The sequence below is a fragment of the Comamonas faecalis genome (assembly GCF_039538025.1).
Classification (GTDB): domain Bacteria; phylum Pseudomonadota; class Gammaproteobacteria; order Burkholderiales; family Burkholderiaceae_C; genus Comamonas_C; species Comamonas_C faecalis.
Genome location: NZ_BAABBP010000002.1, coordinates 187,909 through 208,493 on the forward strand (window position 1 = coordinate 187,909; position 20,585 = coordinate 208,493).

Here is a 20,585-nt window from a genome sequence, read left to right on the forward strand (position 1 = left end):
GGTTTTCATTCCTTGTAGTAGACGATCTGGTGGCTGGTCGCCAGCAGCAGGCCGGCCTCGTTCCACAGCTGCGCGCTCTGGTCGAAGTAGCCATTGCGAAAGTCCTGCGCGCGCGCCTGGGCCAGCAGATGGCCGGCTCCGGTCGCGGCCAGCTCGGCGCCGCCCGCGTGAAAGTACACCGTCATCGACACCGTGCCCGCAGGCACGTGGCGCGCGCGGCGCAGCCATACGCGCGGGAAGAACACGTCGGCCAGCGCGGCCAGGCTGGCAAAGTCCAGCGCGCGCGGCTGGGCGTCGCGCACCCACAGCTGCGACAGGCTGGTCTCGCCGCAGCCGTCCCATTGCGTCGGGATGCTGCCGGTGATCGGGCGCATCTCGTACTGGCGCAGCCACTGGACGGGGAAATGGTCGCGCGCCAGCACCGTGCATTGCTGCGGCGTGGGCACGGCCGGCGCCGGCGTGTCGGCCACGCCCCAGGTGGTGCGGCGCGCCGCGGTAATGGCCGTGGCCGTGCTGACCACCTGCGCCACGCCGTCGCTGCCTGCCTGCAGCTGCACGATGCTCCAGTGCTGGCTGGAGCGGTTGGTGCGCACCGGCGTGGCCTGCACTGTGAACGCACCCTCACCGACGGCCGCGGCAAAGTTGACGGTCAGCGACAGCGGCTCGCCAATGCGGTCCGGGTGCTGCAGCACGGCTTGCAAGAGCGTGGCGGCGGTGATGCCGCCATACGGCCCCACCATGTTCCAGTAGGCTGGCGTGGTGCGGCCGGAAAATTCGTGGGCGCGGCCGGTGGGCGCCAGCACCAGCGCATCGTCCAGCGGATGAAGGGCCTGGCCGGCCTGCTCGGGGGTCAAGGTGGTCGTGTTCATGGTCGTGCAAGTGTGCCGCGTCGTGTCGACAGCGGGCGTCGTGTTCGTGACTGAGGCCCGCCAAGACGGTCATGGCGAAAAAAAGCGGCCTCGCGGCCGCTTCGCTCCCCGTGCAATCAACGACGAGGTTCCGGCGTATCAGGCGGCGCGCCGCTTGCGGCGCTGCACGCCCAGCATGCCCAGCAGGCCGGCGCCCAGCAACAGGCCCGAGGCCGGCAGCGGAACGGGGCTGACGGCGGCGGAGCCGAAGCTGATGTCGTCAATGACGACCTGCGCGCTGCTGTCACCGCCGGAGATCACGATTTTGTTCACCAACAGCGGCCCCCAGTCGTCGAACTGCACCAGCGTGGGCGTGCCGGCGTTCAAGGCAACCTCCTTGGTTGCGACCAGCACGCCGCCGTCGTACGCCTGGATGGTCGTCGTGCCACTGAAATACACCTTGGTCAGGTACAGGCTGTCGAGCGTGAAGGCCGTGGCGCTGGAAAAGCTGGCGCTGCCCCCGCTGGAATTGCTGATCGCATGCGAGCCCGAGACCACGCCATCGCCGTAAGGGCCATAGTAGGAGTCCTTGCCGACGGCAAAAAAGTTGTCCCAGGTCAGGCCGGCGTAGTCCTGCGGCACCGTGACGAAGCCCGTCGTTCCCAGGTCATTGAAATCCAGGGTTTCCGCAGAAGCCCCCACTGCTGCGCACGCCAGCGCCACCGAAACCCACATTTTTTTCAACATATTCTTCCCCTGTCGATCGTCATTGCACAACGGCAAACCCGCCATTTTAGGCTGAGCGCCAGCAACGCGCCGAATGCACGCGGCCGTGTCATGCATCGGCGCACCAGCGTTGCAGCACGGCCGCCGCACGCGGCCACAGGCTGGCCTCGAACGCACTGCGGAAAAATCCCATGTGGCCAATGCGCGCGCCCTGCACGGCCTGGGCGTCGATGCGCTCGATCTGCCGCGGCGCGCCGGCGTACAGCGCCAGCAGCGACTGCGTGCCGCGCAGCGTCATCATCTCGTCGTCGGCAAAGCTGAGCGCGTGGATGGGATAGCGCACTGCCGCATAGCTGCGCGCCACCGCCTCGCCCTCGGCGCCGACGCTGTAGCGCGGACTCAGGCACCAGCGGCGCCACTGCCAGGCGACGCCCGCGGGCAGGTCGCCGATCACGCCCAGGCGCCGGCCCGGAAAGTAGCCGCAGGCCAGCGTGGACGCGGGCAGCACCCCGTACCACAGCAGATGCGCCCGGCGCCGCGCCTGCGGCGCGATTTCGCGCCAGTAGCCGCTGCCTGCGGCCACGGCGAGAAGCCCATCGACCTGGCCAGGCCGCTGGAACAGCCCCGGCAGCTGCGCACCCAGGCTGTGGCCCAGCAGAAACAGCGGCCGACCGGGCAGCTGGGCACGCGCCTGCGCCACCACGGCCTCGTAGTCGCGCGCCCAGTCCAGCAGGTTGGCGCGCACGCGCCGCGCCGGCCCCTGCAGCGACGCGCCGTGTCCACGGTAGTCAAACGTCGTGACGCGAAAGCCCTGCCGCGCCAGCCAGGCTGCAAAGTCCTGGTAATAGCGCTGGGGCACGCCGATGGCGCAGCCCAGCACCACGCTGGCGCGGGCATCCCCCGTGCTTTCGTGCACCTGCAGCGCCAGTTGCGTGCCGCCGGCCTGCACCAACTGCCTGGCTTCAGACACGCTCGAAGATGCCCGCCGCGCCCTGCCCCATGCCCACGCACATCGTGACCATGCCGTACTTCAGGTTCTTGCGGCGCAGCGCGTGCACCACGGTGGCCGAGCGGATGGCGCCGGTGGCGCCCAGCGGGTGGCCCAGCGCAATCGCGCCGCCCATCGGGTTGACCACGTCGGGGTTCAGGCCCAGCGTGCGGATCACCGCCAGCGACTGCGCGGCAAAGGCCTCGTTGAGCTCGATCCAGCCCATGTCCTCGTGCTTGAGGCCGGCGTAGCGCAGCGCGGCCGGAATCGCCTCGATCGGGCCGATGCCCATGATCTCGGGCGGCACGCCCTTGCTGGCAAAGCTGACGAAGCGCGCCAGCGGCGTCAGGCCAAAGCGCTTGACGGCCGCCTCGCTGGCCAGGATCAGCGCGCCGGCGCCGTCGCTGGTCTGGCTGCTGTTGCCGGCCGTCACCGTGCCGCGCGCGGCAAACACGGTGCGCAGCCTGGCCAGGCCTTCGAGCGTGGTGTCCGGGCGCGCGCCTTCGTCCAGGCTGACGGTGCGCGTTTTGGCCACCGCCTCGCCTGCCTGCAGATCCACGCCGCGGTCGGTGACCTCGATCGGAGTGATCTCGTCGGCAAACTCGCCCGCCTGCTGCGCGGCAATGGCGCGCTGGTGCGACTGCAGCGCAAACGCGTCCTGCGCCTCGCGCGAGACCTTCCACTGCTGCGCCACCTTCTCGGCCGTCAGGCCCATGCCGTAGGCAATGCCCACGTCTTCGCTGCGCGTGAAGATGTTGGGCGAGAGGCTGGGGCTGTTGCCCATCATCGGCACCATGCTCATGCTCTCGACGCCGGCGGCAATCATCACGTCGGCCTCGCCCACGCGGATGCGATCGGCCGCCATCTGCACCGCCGACAGGCCCGAGGCGCAGAAGCGGTTGACGGTGATGCCACTGACGCTGGTCGGCAGGCCGGCCAGCACCGCACCGATGCGCGCGACGTTCAGGCCCTGCTGCGCCTCGGGAATGGCGCAACCGGCGATCACGTCCTCCACCGCCTTCGGGTCGAGGCCGGGCACCTGCGCCAGCGCCGCGCGAATGATGGTGGCCAGCAGGTCGTCAGGCCGGTAATTGCGGAAAAAGCCCTTGTGCGACCGCCCGATGGGCGTGCGCGTGGCGGCGACGATGTAGGCGTCCTGGATTTGTTTCATGGGAATCACTCCTTGGGTATCTGGCACCTTCCCCCACTGGGGGAAGGCTGGGATGGGGACGGCTGGTGCTGCAAGGCAGCCAATTGGTGCGCGATGGCCTGCAGCACCCCTTCGAGCTCCAGCAAAGGCGCGTTGGCGGGAAAGCGCAGCACGGCAAACCCCTGGGCATGGAAAAAAGCATCACGGCGTGCGTCGTATTCAGCCTGCTCCTGGTGTTGCGAGCCATCCAGTTCAACGACCAGCCGGGGCTCCAGGCAGGCAAAGTCTGCGATGCAAGAGCCCAACGGGTGCTGGCGGCGGAACTTCACACCGAGCTGCTCGCCGCGTAGACCACTCCAGAGCTTGCGCTCCGAGTCCGTCATGGCACGGCGCAACACCACCGCATTGCTGCGCGCACGAGAGTTGGCTTGGTATTGCATGGCTTACTCCTTCCCCCTTTGGGGAAAGGCAGGGGCGGGGGCGGTTGGTGCGACAGCAACGGCGCGCCTCAGCCAGCATCGCTGACCCCCACCCCAGCCCTCCCCCAAGGGGGGAGGGAGCGGCGCGGCGCAGCAATCCGCACCACGTGCCCTCTCCTTCCCCCTCTGGGGGAAGGCAGGGATGGGGGCGGCCGGGACGACAGCAACGGCGCGCCTCAGCCAGCGGCGCTGGCCCCTACCCCGGCCCTCCCCCAGAGGGGGAAGGAGCAAGACCACACAGGCGCCGGCCATCGTCAATTACGCACCGGCTTGCCCGTATTGAGCATGCCCAGAATGCGCTCCTGCGTCTTGGGGTGCTGGATCAGCGCGCAGAAGGCCTTGCGCTCCAGGCCCATCAGGTAGTCCTCGCTCACCAGCGTGCCGGCGTCCACGTCGCCGCCGCAGACGATCTCGGCGATCTGCGTGGCGATGTGCTGGTCGTGGTCGCTGATGAAGCCGCCGCCGCGCATGTTGACCAGCTGGCCGCGGATGGTGGCAATGCCGCTTCGGCCCGCCACCGGGAACAGGCGCTTGAGCGGCGCGCGCCAGCCGCCCGCAAACATGGCGCGGACTTCGTTGATCGCGACGAACAGCAGCTCGTCCTTGTGCGGCACGATGATGTCGGACTCCAGCAGATAGCCCAGTTGGCGCGACTCGATCGCGCTCATGCCGACCTTGGCCATGGCCGCGGCGGTAAAGCCCTCGGTCAGAAAGGGCAGCAAGTCCTTGCCGGTGGATTTCTCGGCCGCCTCGGCCGCGCGGCGGGCGACGTAGGTCAGGCCGCCGGCGCCGGGCACCAGGCCCACGCCCACTTCGACCAGGCCCAGATAGCTTTCCATGTGCGCCACGCGGCGCGCGCTGTAGACGGCCAGCTCGCAGCCGCCGCCCAGCGCCATGCCGTGAATGGCCGAGATGACCGGCACCTGGGCGTAGCGGATGCGCAGCATGAGCTGCTGCAGTTCGTGCTCGATGCCGTCGATCGCGTCGATGCCTGCGACCACGAAGGCCGGCATCGTCGCCTGCAGGTCGGCGCCGACCGAGAACGGCGCGTCGCCCGACCAGATCACCATGCCCTCGTATTCGCGCTCGGCCAGCTCCAGCGCCTCGACCAGGCCTTCCATCACGTCGGGGCTGATGGCGTGCATCTTGTTCTTGATCGAGGCGATCAAGACCTTGCCGTCCAGCGTCCAGGCGCGCAGCGCGTCGGTCTCAGCCAGCGTGGTACCTGCGGTGCGCCAGTCGGGCAGGTTGTCCTCTCCCAGCAGCTTTTCAGGGAAATGCTGGCGCGCGTAGACCGGCAGCTCGCGGCGCGCGACAAACCTGCCCTGCGCCGGACTCCACGAGCCCTGGGCGGTGTGTACGCCGCCGGCCTCGGCCACCGGGCCATTGAAGACCCAGTCGGGCAGCGGCGCACGGCACAGCGCGCGGCCGGCGTCGATGTCCTCCTGAACCATCTTCGCCACCTCCAGCCAGCCGGCCTCCTGCCACAGCTCGAACGGGCCCTGCTTCATGCCGAAGCCCCAGCGCATCGCCTGGTCCACGTCGCGCGCGGTCTCGGCAATCGTTGCCAGGTGCACCGCTGCGTAGTGAAAGCCGTTGCGCAAAATGGCCCACAGGAATTGGCCCTCGGCGCCCTTGGCGTCGCGCAGCAGCCTGAGGCGCTCTGCCGCAGGCTTTTTCAGCATGCGGGCGTAGACCTCGTCGGCCTTGGCGCCGGCGGGCACGTAGTCTTCGCTGTCGAGCTCGAAGCGCAGGATGTCGCGCCCGGCCTTCTTGTAGAAGCCCGCCTTGGTCTTCTGGCCCAGGTTGCCCAGCGCGATCAGCTTGGCCAGCACCGCCGGCGTGCCAAAGCTGCCATAGAACGGGTCGAACTGCGCAGCCCCCTTGGCAGCGTCCAGGCTCAGGTTGTCCTGCAGCGTCTTGATGACGTGGGCCATGGTGTCCAGGCCCACGACGTCGGCAGTGCGGAAGGTGCCGCTGCTGGCGCGGCCCAGCTTCTTGCCGGTGAGGTCGTCGACCACGTCGAAGCTCAGGCCGTATTTGTCGGCCTCCTGCATCGTCGAGAGCATGCCGGCAATGCCGATGCGGTTGGCGATGAAGTTGGGCGTGTCCTTGGCACGCACCACGCCCTTGCCCAGGCCGCTCGTGACGAAGGCCTCCAGGTGGTCGAGCACCTGCGGCTCGGTCGTCGGCGTGGCGATCAACTCCACCAGCGGCATGTAGCGCGGCGGATTGAAGAAGTGGATGCCGCAAAAGCGGTGGCGCAGCTGCTCGGGCAGCGCCTCGGACAGCCTGGTGATCGACAACCCCGAGGTGTTGCTGGCCAGCAGCGCGTGCGCGGGAACGTGCGGCGCGATCTTGTGGTACAGATCCTGCTTCCAGTCCATGCGCTCGGCAATCGCCTCGATCACCAGGTCGCAGTCGGCCAGCAGGCCCATGTGCTCTTCGTAGTTGGCGGGCTGGATCAGGTCGGCATCTGCCGCGACGCCAATGGGCGAGGGCTTGAGCTTCTTCAGGTTGGCAATCGCCTTGAGCGCGATGGCGCTCTTGGGTTCATCCTTGGCCGGCAGGTCAAACAGGACGACCGGCACCTTCACATTGACGAGGTGGGCCGCGATCTGCGCGCCCATCACGCCCGCGCCGAGCACGGCGACTTTCTTTACGTTGAATCGGGACATGGATGTTCCTTTTTCGGTTTTCAAACCCCTTCCCCCTCTGGGGGAGGGTTGGGATGGGGGCTTGCGCGCTCGGCCAGCGTGGCTGACCCCCACCCCTGCCCTCCCCCAGAGGGGGAGGGAGATTCACTCTTCACTGCACGCGCTTCCACACCTGCGTGCGAAAGAACGGGCCAATGAAGCCGCGCACCTGCAGCTCCTTGCCGCCCTCGATGGGGGTGAAGGTGGCGCGGTATTCCTTGCCGTTCTCGGGGTCGAGGATCTTGCCGCCCTCCCAGACCTCCTTGCCGTCGGCCTGCCTGCCGCCGCGGATGATCTCAAGCCCGGCGATGGGCTGGCCCTTGCGGTCGTCCGTGCACTCGGTGCATTCGGTCTTGGCGCCGGGGCGCAGCGTCTTCTCGATGCGGCCGCTGAGCGCGCCGCCGTTGTCCACGATGCGGATCTCGGCCTTGGCCTCGCCCGTGTTGTCGTCGATGCTGTTCCACACGCCAACGGGCGTCATCTGTGCCAGCGCGGGTGCGGCCAGGGTGGCCAGCGCAAGGGCTGCAAACAGGTGTTTCATAAGGGCTCCGGGGGCAAAAATAGCAGGGATTTACTCCTTCCCCCTTTGGGGGAAGGCGGGGATGGGGGCCAGAGCACCGGCAGTGTGCCGATATCGGGGCGTGGATGTCGCCAGCCCCCACCCCGGCCCTCCCCCAAAGGGGGAGGGAGAAAGTCGCTCAGGCCAGCGCCGCGTCGGTCTCCATCAGCACCTTGCTGCCCGCGCGCGCGGTGCGCATCAGCGAATGCACCTCGGGGAACAGCTTGGCGAAGTAGAAGCGCGCGGTCTGCAGCTTGGCGGTGTAGAACGGATCCTCGCTGCCCTCGGCGATCTTGCGCAGCGCCACCTGCGCCATGCGCGCAAACATGTAGCCAAACGCCAGGTGGCCGGCCACGCGCAGGTAGTCCACGGCGGCTGCGCCCACCTCGTCGGGGTTCTGGAAGCCCTTGAAACCGATCTCGGTGGTGAACTTCGTCATCTGCTCGCCCAGCCATGCCACCGGGGTGATGAACTCGGACATCGCCTCGTTCACGCCCTCCTCGGCCACCAGCTGCCCGATGAGCTTGCCGAATTTCTTGAGCGTCGCGCCCTGGTTGCCCAGCACCTTGCGCCCCAGCAGATCCAGCGACTGCACGGTGTTCGTGCCCTCGTAGATCATGTTGATGCGGTTGTCGCGCACGTACTGCTCCATGCCCCATTCCTTGATGAAGCCATGGCCGCCGAAGACCTGCATGCAGGCGTTGGTGCTGATGTGGCCGTTGTCGGTCACGAAGGCCTTGACGATGGGGGTCAGCAGCGCGACCAGCTCTGCGCTGTCCTTGCGCACTTTTTCATCGGTGTGGTGCTGCTCCTGGTCGACCAGCAGCGAGCAGTACACCTGCAGCGCGCGCGCACCGTCGGCGTAGGCGCGGGCAGTCATCAGCATCTTGCGCACGTCGGGGTGGACGATGATGGGGTCGGCCTCCTTGTCCTTGGCCTTGGTGCCCGACAGCGAGCGCATCTGCAACCTGTCCTTGGCGTAGACCAGCGCGTTCTGGAAGGCAACCTCGGTCAGTCCCAGCGACTGGTTGCCCACGCCCAGGCGGGCGGCGTTCATCATCACGAACATCGCGGCCAGGCCCTTGTTGGGCTGGCCCACCAGCGTGCCAATGGCGCCGTCCAGGCTGAGCGCGCAGGTGGCGTTGCCGTGGATGCCCATCTTGTGCTCCAGCGCGGTGCAGTAGATGGGGTTGCGCTCGCCAATGCTGCCGTCGGCGCCCACCTTGAACTTGGGCACGACGAACAGGCTGATGCCCTTGCTGCCCTTGGGCGCGTCCGGCAGGCGCGCCAGCACCAGGTGCACGATGTTGCTGGTAAAGCCATGCTCGCCGGCGCTGATGAAGATCTTGTTGCCGGTGATCCTGTAGGTGCCATCGCCCACGGGCTCGGCCTTGGTGCGCAGCAGGCCCAGGTCGGTGCCGCAATGCGGCTCGGTCAGGCACATGGTGCCGGTCCACTCGCCGCTGGTCAGTTTGGGCAGGTAGAGCTTTTTCTGCTCGTCGGTGCCGTGGGCGTGCAGCGCCTCGTAGGCGCCGTGCGACAGGCCGGGGTACATGGTCCACGCCTGGTTGGCGCTGTTGAGCATCTCGTACAGGCACTGGTTGACGACGAAGGGCAGGCCCTGGCCGCCGTACTCGGGCTCGCACGACAGCGCGGGCCAGCCGCCTTCCACGTATTGCTGATAGGCCTCCTTGAAGCCCTTGGGCGTAGTCACCTCATGCGTCTGGTTGTCGAGCTGGCAGCCCTCGGTGTCGCCGCTGATGTTGAGCGGGAACGTCACCTCGGCGGCGAACTTGCCCGCTTCTTCGAGGACGGCGTTGATCGTGTCGGCGTCCACGTCGGCGTGGCGCGGCATGGCCTTGAAGGCCTCGGTGACCTGAAAGACCTCGTGCAGCACGAATTGCATGTCGCGCAGCGGCGGCGTGTAGGTAGGCATGTGCGGACTCCTTGGATTGAGAGGGGGGGATCGATGGAAAAAAAGAAAACTACGCGCCGTAGCGCGCCAGGATGTTGTCGAAACCGGTATGCGCACGCGCGATCGAGCCGGGCGTGCGCAGAAACCGCGCCTCGTAGTGCAGCGCCAGGATCAAGCCGTGGATCTCGAACAGCATCTGGTCGGCATTGGTACCCGCGCGCAGCTGCCCGCTTTCGCAACACTGCACGATGGCGCGACGCACCGCCGCCAGCCAGATGCGCACCGAATCGACCAGCGCGTCGCGCACCGGGCCGGGGCGGTCGTCGAACTCGACCGCACCGCCGATGTAGATGCAGCCCGAGTCCAGTTCGGTCGAGGTGCGCTGCATCCAGTTGTCGAACAACGCCCGCAGGCGCGCCAGGCCGCGCTCCTGCTGCATGGCGGGGTAGAACACCTCTTGCTCGAAACGGTGGTGGTACTCACGCACCACGGAGATCTGCAGCTCCTCGCGCGAGCCGAAGTGGGCGAACACACCCGACTTGCTCATGCCCGTCGCGTCGGCCAGCGCGCCAATGGACAGCCCCTCCAGCCCGGCATGCGCGGCCAGCCCCAAGGCTGCATCGACGATGGCGGCCTTGGTCTGCTGCCCCTTGTGCAACGCCCGGCTTTCGCGGGTGCTGGCATGGGCGGACTTGGCTGCGGGACGGGTGAGGGGCATGGGAAGCAGACGATAAAACGAACGATCGTGCTATTTTGCATCACTCCTGCGCACGACGCCAGTGCGCGCGTAGGGACGGGCGGGAATTCAAGGGTAAACACCTAACGCCCAACCGGTTCGCCACACCATGTCCGGGGCGGCATATTGGCAAAGGGCGGGACTGGATTGCGGCCTGCGCCGGAATGACGGACTGCACGGTAGAGGCGCTGGACCAACGGAGTAGAGGTCGTCATTGCGGCGCAGGCCGCAATCCAGTCCCCACCTCAATCAAGAAGACCCGGGTACAAATCAACCCAACCCGGATTACCCTTTTCAATCAGCGCCATCTTCCACGCCCTCCGCCACTCCTTGATCGCCTTCTCGCGCCGGATCGCCGACTCCATGGTTTCATGCATCTCAAACCACACCAGGGTATGAATCCGGTATTTGCGGGTGAATCCTTCAACCAAGTCATTCTTGTGCTGCCATACCCGCTGGATCAGGCTGGACGTCACACCCGTATAAAGCGTTCCATTGCGGGCGCTTGCCAGGATGTAGACGCAGGGCTGCTTCATGGGGCGCAGGGTACTGGATTCCGGCTTTCGCCGGAATGACGACCGGTCGGTGGTTCCCAACTGGCACAGCTGCGGCGTGGGCGGACTGGATTCCGGCCTGCGCCGGAATGACGGAATGGAGGTCGTCATTCCGGCGCAGGCCGGAATCCAGTCCCCACCTCCGCAAAGAAAGCCGAGGCACAAACCCACCCGCCCCGGATTGGCAGCAGCAAGCGCCGCCGCCCGTCGGCGCATCACAGCACCAGCGCCAACGCCTCCATCAACTGCCGGGTCGGCCGCTCATGCAGGCCGCTGCGCACCCAGCGCTGCAATCGCCCGCGCAGCAGGTCGACCAGCAGCGCCGCGCGCAACTGCGCCTCAGCCGCCGGAGCGACCACGCTGGTCGTGTCCGCCTGGGGGCGCAGGCACTGGCGCAGCTGCGCCTCGACCTTGCCAAAGAAGCGCTCCATGCGCTCGTTCAGGCGCACGTGTTCCAGCACCAGTGCGTCGCCCACCATCACGCGCGCCAGGCCCGGGTTGGCCTCGGCAAACTGCGCCACCACCGCCACGATGCGCGCCGCGCTGCGCGCGCCCTCATGCTCGCCGTCGCCCTGCTGTTGCTGGATTTGCTGCACCAGTGTGAAGACGCTCAATTCGATGAAGTCGATCAGCCCCTCGAACATCTGCGCCTTGCTGGCGAAATGCCGGTACAGCGCCGCCTCGCTCACCTGCAGCTGGCGCGCCAGCGCCGCCGTCGTCACGCGCTCGGCGCCGGGCTCCTGCAGCAGCTGGGCCAGCGTCTGCAATATCTGCAGGCGGCGCTGGCCAGGGGCGGGGCGGCGACGCGGCGAAGAGGTTACCGGTTCGGCAGCAGCGTTTGTCTCGGAAGCGGACGTGGTATGCGACATGTCGTATGGCGTGTGCAGCGGAAGTTGTCACATATCGTATCCGCTGTGCAGCGGCACACGCCAATCGCCACCGCATTCACTCGCTGCGAATCATCGTCCCATAGGCCTGGTCGGTCAGTATCTCCAGCAGCATCGAATGCGGCACGCGGCCGTCGACCACGTGCACCGCATTCACCCCCGCCTTGGCCGCGTCGATGGCGCCGGCCAGCTTGGGCAGCATGCCGCCGCTGATCGTCCCGTCGGCAATCAGCGCGTCGATCTGCGCCGGCGTCAGCTCGGTGATCAGCTGGCCCTGCTTGTCGAGCACACCGGGGATGTTGGTCAGCATCACCAGCTTCTCGGCCTGGAGCACCGAGGCCAGCCGGCTGGCGACCACGTCGGCGTTGATGTTGTAGCTCTCGTTGTCCTCGCCAAAGCCGATGGGGCTGACCACTGGGATGAAGGCGTCGTCCTGCAGCGCCTTGACCACGCTCGGGTCGATCGCGACGATGTCGCCCACCTGGCCCACGTCGTGCTCCACGCTGGCATCCTTGTGGTCGAGCATCTTGAGCTTCCTGGCGCGGATCATGCCGCCGTCGCGCCCGGTCAGGCCCACGGCCTTGCCGCCCGCCTGGTTGATAAGACCCACGATGTCCTGCTGCACCTCGCCGGCCAGCACCCACTCGACCACCTCCATGGTCTCGGCGTCGGTCACGCGCATGCCCTGGACGAAATGGCCCTGCTTGCCCAGGCGCTTGAGCGCCGCCTCGATCTGCGGCCCGCCGCCGTGCACCACCACCGGGTTCATGCCGACCAGCTTCAAAAGCACCACGTCCTCGGCAAAGTCCTGCTGCAGCGCCGGGTCGGTCATGGCGTTGCCGCCGTACTTGATGACCATGGTCTTGCCGTGGAACTTGCGGATGTAGGGCAGCGCCTGGGCCAGGATTTCGGCCTTGTCGCGCGGGGTGATGGAGGACGGATCGGTCATGGTCGGTGGGGTGTGAGTGAAGACAAACGGCGTAAATTGTGCCGCAACGCTCGATCCCCCTGGGAGCGGCGCCCTCGCCGCGATGGATCCATCGGCCAGAGGGCTGGCCTCCTACACCCCCAGTCAGGCCATGCGCACCGTAGGAGCGGCGCCCTCGCCGCGATGGCCCCTACACCACATCCTTGCGATAGCCGCTGACCAGCCGCGCCAGCAGCGCATGGATGGCCCGCGCATCGCCCGCCTTGGCGGCGGCGCGCAACGCCACCAGCGCCGGCAACAGCTGCGGCCATGGCACGAAGGCCTCGCGCGCCTGCAGGATGCGCGGGTGGCTGGTGGGCTCGGGGTTGTCGCCGATCAAGAGCTCCTCGTACAGCTTCTCGCCCGGGCGCAGGCCGACGACCTGGATGGCTACGTCGCCGTCGGGATGGGCGTCGTCGCGCACCGTCAGCCCCGACAGCGCCACCATGCGCCGCGCCAGGTCGATGATCTTGACCGGCTCGCCCATGTCGAGCACGAACACCTCGCCGCCCTGCCCCATCGCGCCGGCCTGCAGCACCAGCTGCGCGGCCTCGGGAATCGTCATGAAATACCGCGTCACCTCGGCGTGCGTCACCGTCAGCGGCCCGCCGGCGCGCAGCTGGCGGCGAAACAGCGGCACCACCGAGCCGCTGCTGCCCAGCACGTTGCCAAAACGCACCATGGCCAGCTGCGTGCGGTTGGCCACGGGCGCCAGGCCCGTGGTTTCGTCGATGGCGCTGAAGTCGACCGCCGGGGCCGCCGCCAGCGCCTGCAGCACCAGCTCGGCCACGCGCTTGCTCGCGCCCATCACATTGGTCGGGCGCACCGCCTTGTCGGTGGAAATGAGCACGCAGTGCGCCACGCCCGCCTCCAGCGCCGTGCGCGCCACGTTCAGCGTGCCGAAGACGTTGTTCAAAATGCCCTCGGACGGGTTGGCCTGCACCATGGGCACGTGCTTGTACGCCGCCGCGTGGTAGACCACCTGCGGGCTGAAGCGCGCAAACACCTCGCGCACGCGGCGCAGATGGCGGATGCTGCCCAGCTGCGGCACCAGCACCACGTCCAGGCCGTGCTTGCGGCACAGCGCCTGCAGCTCTTGATGGATGGCGTACAGGCCGAACTCGTTGTGCTCGAACAGCACCAGCTGCAGCGGGTGCTGCAGCACGATCTGGCGGCACAGCTCACTGCCGATGCTGCCGCCCGCGCCCGTCACCAGCACCACGCGGCCGTGCAGGTTGCGCGCCAGCAGCTCCTCGTCGGGCGGCACCGGCGCGCGGCCGAGCAAGTCCTCGATGTCGAGCTCCTGGAAGTCCGATACCGACACCTTGCCCTCGGCCAGATCCTTGAGCCCCGGCAGCGAGCGCACGTGCACCTGCAGCTGCTGCAGCGAGGCGATGATGGCGCGCCGGCGCTCGCGCGACAGCGACGGAATGGCCAGCAGCACGTCGCCAACCTCATGGCGCTGCACGAACGCGCCGACGTCCGCCGGTGCAATGATGGGCGCGCCATTGATGCTGCGCCCCACCTTGGCCGGGTCGTCGTCGACGAAGCCGCAAACCTTGTACTCGCGCGCCACGCCCAGCGCCAGCGCCGTCTGCGCGCCCGCCTCGCCCGCGCCATAAATCAGCAGCCGCCCCTTGAGCGCTACCTGCTTGCCCGCGGCCGACGCGCTGAGCAGCGCAAACCGCGCCAGCACGCGCCAGCCGCCGGCCAGCAGCAAGAACAAGATGGGCTGGATCAGCCCCACACTGCGCGGCACGCCCTGCCACCGTGCCCACAGCAGCACGGCAAAAAACACCACGCCATAGACCAGCGTGGCCAGCGCCGTCGTCAGCAGAGCGGCCATGCCCGCATAGCGAAACACCGCCCGGTACAGCCCCATGCGGACGAACATCGGCACGAACAGCAGCGCCGCCGCGTACACCCACGCCTGTTGCGCCACCGGCGCACCCCACTGCTCGATGCGCAGATAAAACGCCAGCCACACCGCCAGCAGCGCCGCCAGCACATCGACCAGCAGCACCACCAGCTGCTTGGCCCGGCGCGGCCACACCAAGAGCGGCGCCAGGGCCTTGCTCAACAACATCGCTTCTCCTAGGAATTCAACCCGCCCGGCCCACGCCAGGCGCCCCGGATTATCCGGGCCAAATCACCCTGCCTCGCAGGAGCGGCGCCCTCGCCGCGATGGCCCCATCGGCCAGAGGGCTGGCCTCCTACAAACAACCCTGCGCCCTCGCCGCGATCGCCCCACGTCACCACAACTCCCGCTCGTCCTCCCCCAGCCACACCGCATCCCAATGCGGGTAATCGGCCAGCCTGTGCACCAGCCCCGCGCGCAGCGGATTGGCCACCACATAGCGCGCTGCGGCCACCACGTCCTCGTCGGCGCGCAGCGCATGGTCATGAAACCCCGGCTGCCACACCGCCGCGCCCAAGCGGTGCGCCGACACCGACTTGACGCTGCGCACCACGGCAGACAGCGCCGCCTCACCGCGCAGCTGCATCAGCCAATGCACGTGGTCGGGCATCACCACATAGGCCAGCGTATCGGCCCGTCCCAGCGCGGCTTCGCCCATCAGGGCCCGAACGACCTCGCGCGCGCACCGCCAATCGGCAAACAGCGGCTGGCGCTGCCGGGTCACCGTGGTGATCAGATACACAGCCCCGGCCAGCGAAACCCGGCCGCGCCGCAACGCTGCGGCATGCGGGCGCTCTGGTGTCATCGTCGGTCCCTTCCAGACGTTCATCGGCCAGAGGGCTGGGCTCCTACAACAATCTCACACCCCCGTAGGAGCGGCGCCCTCGCCGCGATGGCCTGCCCCGCTCATCCCGCCCCATACCCCGCCGGGTTGCCCGACTGCCAGCGCCAGGCATCCTGCATCATCTGCGCCAGGCCACGTTGGGCGCACCAGCCCAGTTCCCGCTGCGCCTTGGCCGGGTCGGCCCAGCACTGGGCAATGTCGCCCTCCCGGCGCGGGGCGATGCGGTAGGCCACCGGGGTGCCGGCGGCCGCCTCGAAGGCCCTCACCATCTGCAGCACGCTGTAGCCCTGGCCAGTGCCCAGGTTCCACACCTGCCAGCCGCTGCGCCGCTCCAGCGCCTGCAGCGCCTTCAAGTGCCCATCGGCCAAGTCAACGACGTGGATGTAGTCGCGCACGCCCGTGCCGTCGGGTGTGGGGTAGTCGTCGCCAAACACCGCCAGTTCCTTGAGCCGGCCCACCGCCACCTGGGTGATGTAGGGCAGCAGGTTGTTGGGAATGCCGTTCGGATCCTCGCCAATCAGGCCGCTGTCGTGCGCGCCCACCGGGTTGAAATAGCGCAGCACGCCAATGCGCCAGCGCGGGTCGGACTCGGCCAGGTCGGCCAGCAGCTCTTCGACCATGAGCTTGGAGCGGCCGTAGGGGTTGGTCGGCCGCCCTGTCGGCGTCGCCTCGCTGATCGGCATCTGCGCCACGTCGCCATACACCGTGGCCGACGAACTGAACACCAGCGTGAACACCCCCGCCGCCTGCATCTCCTGGCACAGCGCCACGCTGCCGGCGACGTTGTTGTCGTAATAGCGCAGCGGCTCGCGCACGCTCTCGCCCACGGCCTTGAGCCCGGCAAAATGCAGCACCGCGGCAATGTCGTGCTGCTCAAACACCTGCCGCAGCAGCGCCGCATCGCGCACGTCGCCCTGCACGAAGCGCAGCGCGCGCCCGGCAATGCGGGCCACGCGCGCCAGCGCCTCGGGCGCGCTGTTGCTCAGGTTGTCGAGCACCACCACCTCGTGCCCCGCCTGCAGCAGCGCCAGCGTGGTGTGCGAGCCGATGTAGCCGGCGCCGCCGGTGACCAGATAGGCGCCGGTCATGGCGCTATTGCCCTGTTCGTGCATGAAAACCCTTGAATTCGCTTCGGTTCCCCGTGGGAGCGGCGCCCTCGCCGCGATGGCTGGCACACCCAAACCATCGGCCAGAGGGCTGGCCTCCTACACCCCGGGTCATTGCCGCACCATCTACCGACCAGAGGCCTGCCCCACCACTTGGGCAATCACCGCGCAGGTCTTGTCGATCTCCGCCTGGGTCAGCGTCGGATGCACCAGGAACATCACGCTCGTCTGGCCCAGGGCCTGCGCAACCGGCAAGGGCTGGGCAGGCCGCCAGCCGGTGCCATCAAACGCCTTTTCCAGATACACCTCGGAGCAGCTGCCCTGGTAGCAGGGCACACCGGCAGCGTTGATCTCGGCGACGATGCGGTCGCGACTCCAGCCTGGCGCCAGCTTTTCGGGACGCACATAGACATAGCACTTGTAATGGGCGTGCTTTAAATCAGTGGGCAGATTGGGTACACGCAGCACAGGCAACGCACGGCAAGCCGCCCAAATTTGCTCTGCATAGCGCGTGCGCGTGGCCGTCCAACCGGCCATGCGCTGCAACTGAATGCGGCCAATCACGGCCTGCATCTCCAGCATGCGCCAGTTGGTGCCAAAACTCTCGTGCAGCCACCTGAAACCCGGCGCGTGCTCGCGCTCATAGACCGCCGCATAGCTCTTGCCGTGATCCTTGAAACTCCACATGGCGCGCCACAGCGCCTCGTCGTTGGTGGTTACCATGCCGCCCTCGCCGCCGGTGGTCATGATCTTGTCCTGGCAAAAACTCCAGGCGCCCACGTGGCCAATGCTGCCGACGCTGCGCCCCTTGTACTTGGCGCCATGCGCCTGGGCGCAGTCCTCGATCACCTTCAAACCATGCTGCTCGGCCAGGGCCATGATGGCGTCCATGTCGCAGGGCCAGCCGGCCAGATGGACGCAAATCACCGCACGGGTCTTGGGCGTCAACACCTTGGCAATGGTGGCGGCGCTGATGTTGCCGCTGTCTTCCTCCACATCGGCAAACACGGGCGTGGCGCCGGCGTTGACCACGCAGGAAATACTGGCGATGAAGGTGCGCGGCGCCACCACCACCTCGTCGCCCGGGCCAATGCCCAGTGCCTTCAAAGCCACGTCCAGCGCCAGCGTTCCATTGGCCAGCGCCACGGCGTGGCGCGTGCCAGCCCAGGCGGCAAACTCCTTCTCAAACGCACGGCACTCGGTACCTGTCCAGTAATTGACCTTGTTCGACAACAGCACATCGCGCACGGCGTCGGCCTCTTGCGCGCTAAAGCTGGGCCAGGGGGAAAAAGGGGTGTTCAACATGCAGATAACTTTCAATCAAATTCAACGACAGTGGTTGCATGGCATTTTTGTCTCACCATGCAGGCCACAGCACCACTGGCATAGACGTTATTGGCCGCCACCTTAATAGTGATAACGCCCCTGGAGAAACTCCACCCGATCGGCCTTGACCAGATAGACACAGCGGTGTTCCTGCGTGATGCGGCGCGACCACACATCCGGCCCCAAGTATTTGAGCGGCTCAGGCTTGCCAATCCCATCAAACGGGCTGCGCACAATTGCCCGCACCAACTCCAGCAAACGCTTGGCGACACGCCGATCCGTTTCCACCCAATGCTGCAAATCCTCCAGAAACTCCGGATGGCATACGGCCAGCAAGTCGGCATCACGCATCAAAGCCCACCCGTTTTTGCAAATCGGCCAGCGGCGTTGCCGGCAAATCGCCTGCGCGTGCCCTGGCCAGCGCAGCAAGCAAGCGCTGCGCATTTTTGCCAGAGCGCAGCAAATGCGCGGTTTCCACCAAGCTTTGCAGCTCATCGGCAGCAATCAACGCCACGTCACCGCCACTGCGTCGGCGCACGACGATGACCTCACGGTCATCCACGGCCCTGTCCATCAGGGATTTGAGTTGCCCTCGAGCCTGGCTATAGGTTGTTTCTACGGTCATTACCACTCCTTTTGTACCGCAATATTGTACAAGTTGAGCACGACCATCCAAAAACATTCCGCTCATCGAGCGCCGTTGGCAAGAGTTTCAACCGATATCGCGCCGCTGTTGGAACGGCGTCAACACCTCTACCCCTTCACCAGCACCCGCGCCGGATTGCCCACCACCGTCGCCCCGGCCGGCACGCTCTTGGTCACCACCGCGCCCATGCCGACCACCGCGCCGCGCCCGATCACCAGCGGCTTACCCGGTTGCCCCTGCTTGATGACGGCGCCGGTGCCGATGTAGGCGTGGTCTTCCACCACGATGTTGCCGTTGCACATCACGCCCGGGGCAAAGGTGACGAAGTCGCCAATCACGCAATCGTGCTCAACGTAGCTATACAGGTTGGCGTGGAAATGCCGGCCGATGCGGATATTGCTGGTCAGCGTGACGAAGGGGCTCAGGATGGCGCCCGCGCCCAGTTCCACCGCGTCCATGGTGACGACGTTGGCCGCCTGCACCGTCCAGGGCTGCACGCCGTCTTGTGCGCAGCGCTGCGCCAATTGCTCGCGGATGGTGCTGGCGGCAATCGCCAGCACAGCATGGCGTTGGCGCGCCGGCTCGGCCAGAAACTGCGCGTAGCTCAGCACGCGCTGGCCGTTGAGCAGCGGCGGCAGGCCCGCGCCGTCATCGACAAACACCAGGCGCTCCGGCACCACGCCGGCCTGGCGCAGCTGCTGGCGCGCCAGCGGCATCACCCCACGGCCACAGCCGCTGGCGCCATAGACGGCGTACAGGTCTTGGGAGGCGGGCATGGGGAGGCGTCCTTTTTACTATGATAAAGAGAGCTGCTCGCGCTTGCTGCGCAAGCGTTACAGGCGGTTTTTGCTTGAATCGTTACGCTGCGAGGGGGGCTTCGCGGCGAGGGCGCCGCTCCTACGAGAGAGGCGATTTTCATGGGGCGCTGGCACGGTACCCACAGCATCATCCAGCCCCAAGCCAATTGACAATCACCAACCCCGGTACGCGCGCAAACTCGCGCTCGTTGGCCGTTACCAGCGTGCATTGCAGTGCCAGCGCGTGGGCGGCAATCAGCAAATCATTGGGGCCAATGGGCTGCCCGGCCTGCTCCAGCGCACAGCGGATCTGGGCATAGCCAGCGTCGGCTGGCAGCTCCAGCGGCAACACCGGCAGGGCGGCCAAAATGGCATCCACCTGCTGCGTCAAGCGCGGCGCGCCCCGTTTGGCCGCGCCAAAGCGCAACTCGGCGGCGACGATGATGGAGGTACACACCGCGTCTTCGCCCACCTGCGCAATGCGCCGCGCCACCACGCCCTGGGGTTGGCGCACCAGGTCGGAGAGGATGTTGGTATCGAGCAAGAACTGCGGCGCGCTCATAGCACCACGTCATCCAGCGGCGCCAGGCCTGCATCCCAATCCGCCAGTACCACATCATCGAGCGGCTGCAAGCGCGCCAGCGTCGCCAGCAGGCCAGGCTGGGGCAACGGTTCCAAAATCAAGCGCCCGTCTTCGCGGCGCATCAGGACTTCATCGGCATCGAACTCAAATTCACGCGGAATGCGCACCGCCTGGTTGCGGCCATTGCGGAACAAACGGACATGGCGTTCGGCAAGCATGGTGACCTCCTTATCAATGGCATATGCCGGAGTATATGCCATCACATTGGGGGTGAGTTGCCGGTGAACTTGCCCATCGTCGCCTCGCCCGCAGCACTGATGCCCTCGCGCACCAGCACCTTCTTGACCGTCAGCCACAGAATACGCAGATCCAGCGCCAGCGATTGGTGATCGACGTACCACACGTCGAGCGCAAACTTTTCTTCCCAGCTGATGGCGTTGCGGCCGTTGACCTGCGCCCAGCCGGTCACGCCCGGACGCACGGCGTGGCGGCGCGCCTGCTCGGGCGAGTACAGCGGCAGGTATTCCATCAGCAGCGGGCGTGGGCCGACCAGGCTCATGTCGCCCTTGAGCACGTTCCACAGCTCCGGCAGCTCATCCAGGCTAGTGGAGCGCAGAAAACGGCCAAAGGGCGTGAGGCGGTCGGCGTCGGGCAGCAGCGCGCCCTGCGCATCGCGCGCGTCCGTCATGGTGCGGAACTTGACCATCTGGAACGGCTTGCCATGCAGACCGGGGCGGGTTTGGCGGAAAAACACTGGGCTGCCGAGCTTGCGGCGGATGAGCAGGATGAGGATGCACAAGGGCAGGGCCAGGGCGATCAGGCCCAGCAGGGCGACGGTGAAGTCGAGGAGACGTTTCATA

At 67.1% G+C, this 20,585-nt stretch carries 22 protein-coding genes; all 22 read right to left on the bottom strand.

The features are described from left to right. Positions 1-5: 5 nt before the first annotated feature. Positions 6-869, bottom strand: a complete 864-nt coding sequence (locus ABD767_RS02045) for an acyl-CoA thioesterase (RefSeq protein WP_344867940.1) — start codon at positions 867-869, stop codon at positions 6-8. A gap of 138 nt (positions 870-1,007) precedes the next feature. Next, entirely contained in the window at positions 1,008-1,595 is a 588-nt protein-coding gene (locus ABD767_RS02050) for a PEP-CTERM sorting domain-containing protein (RefSeq protein ID WP_103045301.1), read from the bottom strand. 88 nt (positions 1,596-1,683) lie between these two features. Next, on the bottom strand, positions 1,684-2,544 hold the full coding sequence (locus ABD767_RS02055) for an alpha/beta hydrolase family protein (RefSeq protein ID WP_344867942.1): 861 nt from the start codon (positions 2,542-2,544) through the stop codon (positions 1,684-1,686). Then, positions 2,537-3,733 (bottom strand): acetyl-CoA C-acyltransferase, encoded by a 1,197-nt coding sequence (locus ABD767_RS02060; protein WP_103045299.1) that lies wholly within the window; start codon positions 3,731-3,733, stop codon positions 2,537-2,539. Before ABD767_RS02060 ends, ABD767_RS02055 begins: the two co-directional genes overlap by 8 nt. Positions 3,734-3,738: 5 nt before the next feature. Continuing rightward, positions 3,739-4,152, bottom strand: coding sequence for a DUF559 domain-containing protein (locus ABD767_RS02065; RefSeq protein ID WP_103045298.1), 414 nt, complete (start codon positions 4,150-4,152; stop codon positions 3,739-3,741). 293 nt (positions 4,153-4,445) lie between these two features. Further along, entirely contained in the window at positions 4,446-6,869 is a 2,424-nt protein-coding gene (locus tag ABD767_RS02070; protein WP_103045297.1) for a 3-hydroxyacyl-CoA dehydrogenase NAD-binding domain-containing protein, read from the bottom strand. A 130-nt stretch (positions 6,870-6,999) separates the two neighbouring features. Further along, positions 7,000-7,428, bottom strand: a complete 429-nt coding sequence (locus ABD767_RS02075; RefSeq protein WP_103045296.1) for a DUF2147 domain-containing protein — start codon at positions 7,426-7,428, stop codon at positions 7,000-7,002. Positions 7,429-7,585: 157 nt separating this feature from the next. Beyond that, positions 7,586-9,382: an acyl-CoA dehydrogenase C-terminal domain-containing protein gene (locus ABD767_RS02080; protein WP_103045295.1), complete on the bottom strand. Its 1,797-nt coding sequence runs from the start codon at positions 9,380-9,382 to the stop codon at positions 7,586-7,588. A 49-nt stretch (positions 9,383-9,431) separates the two neighbouring features. Then, entirely contained in the window at positions 9,432-10,079 is a 648-nt protein-coding gene (locus ABD767_RS02085; protein ID WP_103045294.1) for a TetR family transcriptional regulator C-terminal domain-containing protein, read from the bottom strand. Between the two features lie 263 nt (positions 10,080-10,342). Next, positions 10,343-10,633, bottom strand: a complete 291-nt coding sequence (locus ABD767_RS02090) for a GIY-YIG nuclease family protein (protein WP_344867945.1) — start codon at positions 10,631-10,633, stop codon at positions 10,343-10,345. Between the two features lie 233 nt (positions 10,634-10,866). Next, complete coding sequence (gene slmA / locus ABD767_RS02095) at positions 10,867-11,520, bottom strand: nucleoid occlusion factor SlmA (protein WP_344867946.1); 654 nt, start codon at positions 11,518-11,520, stop codon at positions 10,867-10,869. Positions 11,521-11,596: 76 nt separating this feature from the next. After that, complete coding sequence (gene argB, locus ABD767_RS02100) at positions 11,597-12,487, bottom strand: acetylglutamate kinase (protein ID WP_344867947.1); 891 nt, start codon at positions 12,485-12,487, stop codon at positions 11,597-11,599. Positions 12,488-12,656: 169 nt separating this feature from the next. Then, entirely contained in the window at positions 12,657-14,591 is a 1,935-nt protein-coding gene (locus ABD767_RS02105) for a polysaccharide biosynthesis protein (RefSeq protein ID WP_344867949.1), read from the bottom strand. Positions 14,592-14,757: 166 nt separating this feature from the next. Further along, positions 14,758-15,252, bottom strand: a complete 495-nt coding sequence (locus ABD767_RS02110; RefSeq protein ID WP_344867951.1) for an REP-associated tyrosine transposase — start codon at positions 15,250-15,252, stop codon at positions 14,758-14,760. A gap of 77 nt (positions 15,253-15,329) precedes the next feature. After that, positions 15,330-16,355, bottom strand: a complete 1,026-nt coding sequence (gene galE / locus ABD767_RS02115; RefSeq protein WP_103045304.1) for a UDP-glucose 4-epimerase GalE — start codon at positions 16,353-16,355, stop codon at positions 15,330-15,332. A 144-nt stretch (positions 16,356-16,499) separates the two neighbouring features. Next, positions 16,500-17,678, bottom strand: a complete 1,179-nt coding sequence (locus ABD767_RS02120) for a DegT/DnrJ/EryC1/StrS family aminotransferase (protein ID WP_103045289.1) — start codon at positions 17,676-17,678, stop codon at positions 16,500-16,502. Between the two features lie 102 nt (positions 17,679-17,780). Beyond that, the gene (locus ABD767_RS02125; protein WP_103045288.1) at positions 17,781-18,050 is read right to left on the bottom strand and encodes a Txe/YoeB family addiction module toxin; all 270 of its coding nucleotides are present in this window, start codon (positions 18,048-18,050) and stop codon (positions 17,781-17,783) included. Continuing rightward, the gene (locus tag ABD767_RS02130; protein WP_103045287.1) at positions 18,043-18,324 is read right to left on the bottom strand and encodes a type II toxin-antitoxin system prevent-host-death family antitoxin; all 282 of its coding nucleotides are present in this window, start codon (positions 18,322-18,324) and stop codon (positions 18,043-18,045) included. Before ABD767_RS02130 ends, ABD767_RS02125 begins: the two co-directional genes overlap by 8 nt. Before the next feature lie 128 nt (positions 18,325-18,452). After that, positions 18,453-19,121, bottom strand: a complete 669-nt coding sequence (locus ABD767_RS02135; RefSeq protein WP_103045286.1) for a NeuD/PglB/VioB family sugar acetyltransferase — start codon at positions 19,119-19,121, stop codon at positions 18,453-18,455. 169 nt (positions 19,122-19,290) lie between these two features. After that, positions 19,291-19,704, bottom strand: coding sequence for a PIN domain-containing protein (locus ABD767_RS02140; RefSeq protein ID WP_103045285.1), 414 nt, complete (start codon positions 19,702-19,704; stop codon positions 19,291-19,293). Then, a complete protein-coding gene (locus ABD767_RS02145) occupies positions 19,701-19,943 on the bottom strand; it encodes an AbrB/MazE/SpoVT family DNA-binding domain-containing protein (RefSeq protein ID WP_103045284.1) in 243 nt (80 codons plus the stop codon). The genes ABD767_RS02140 and ABD767_RS02145 overlap by 4 nt, the downstream gene beginning before the upstream one ends. 41 nt (positions 19,944-19,984) lie before the next feature. Beyond that, the gene (locus tag ABD767_RS02150) at positions 19,985-20,584 is read right to left on the bottom strand and encodes a sugar transferase (RefSeq protein WP_103045283.1); all 600 of its coding nucleotides are present in this window, start codon (positions 20,582-20,584) and stop codon (positions 19,985-19,987) included. Position 20,585 lies beyond the last annotated feature (1 nt).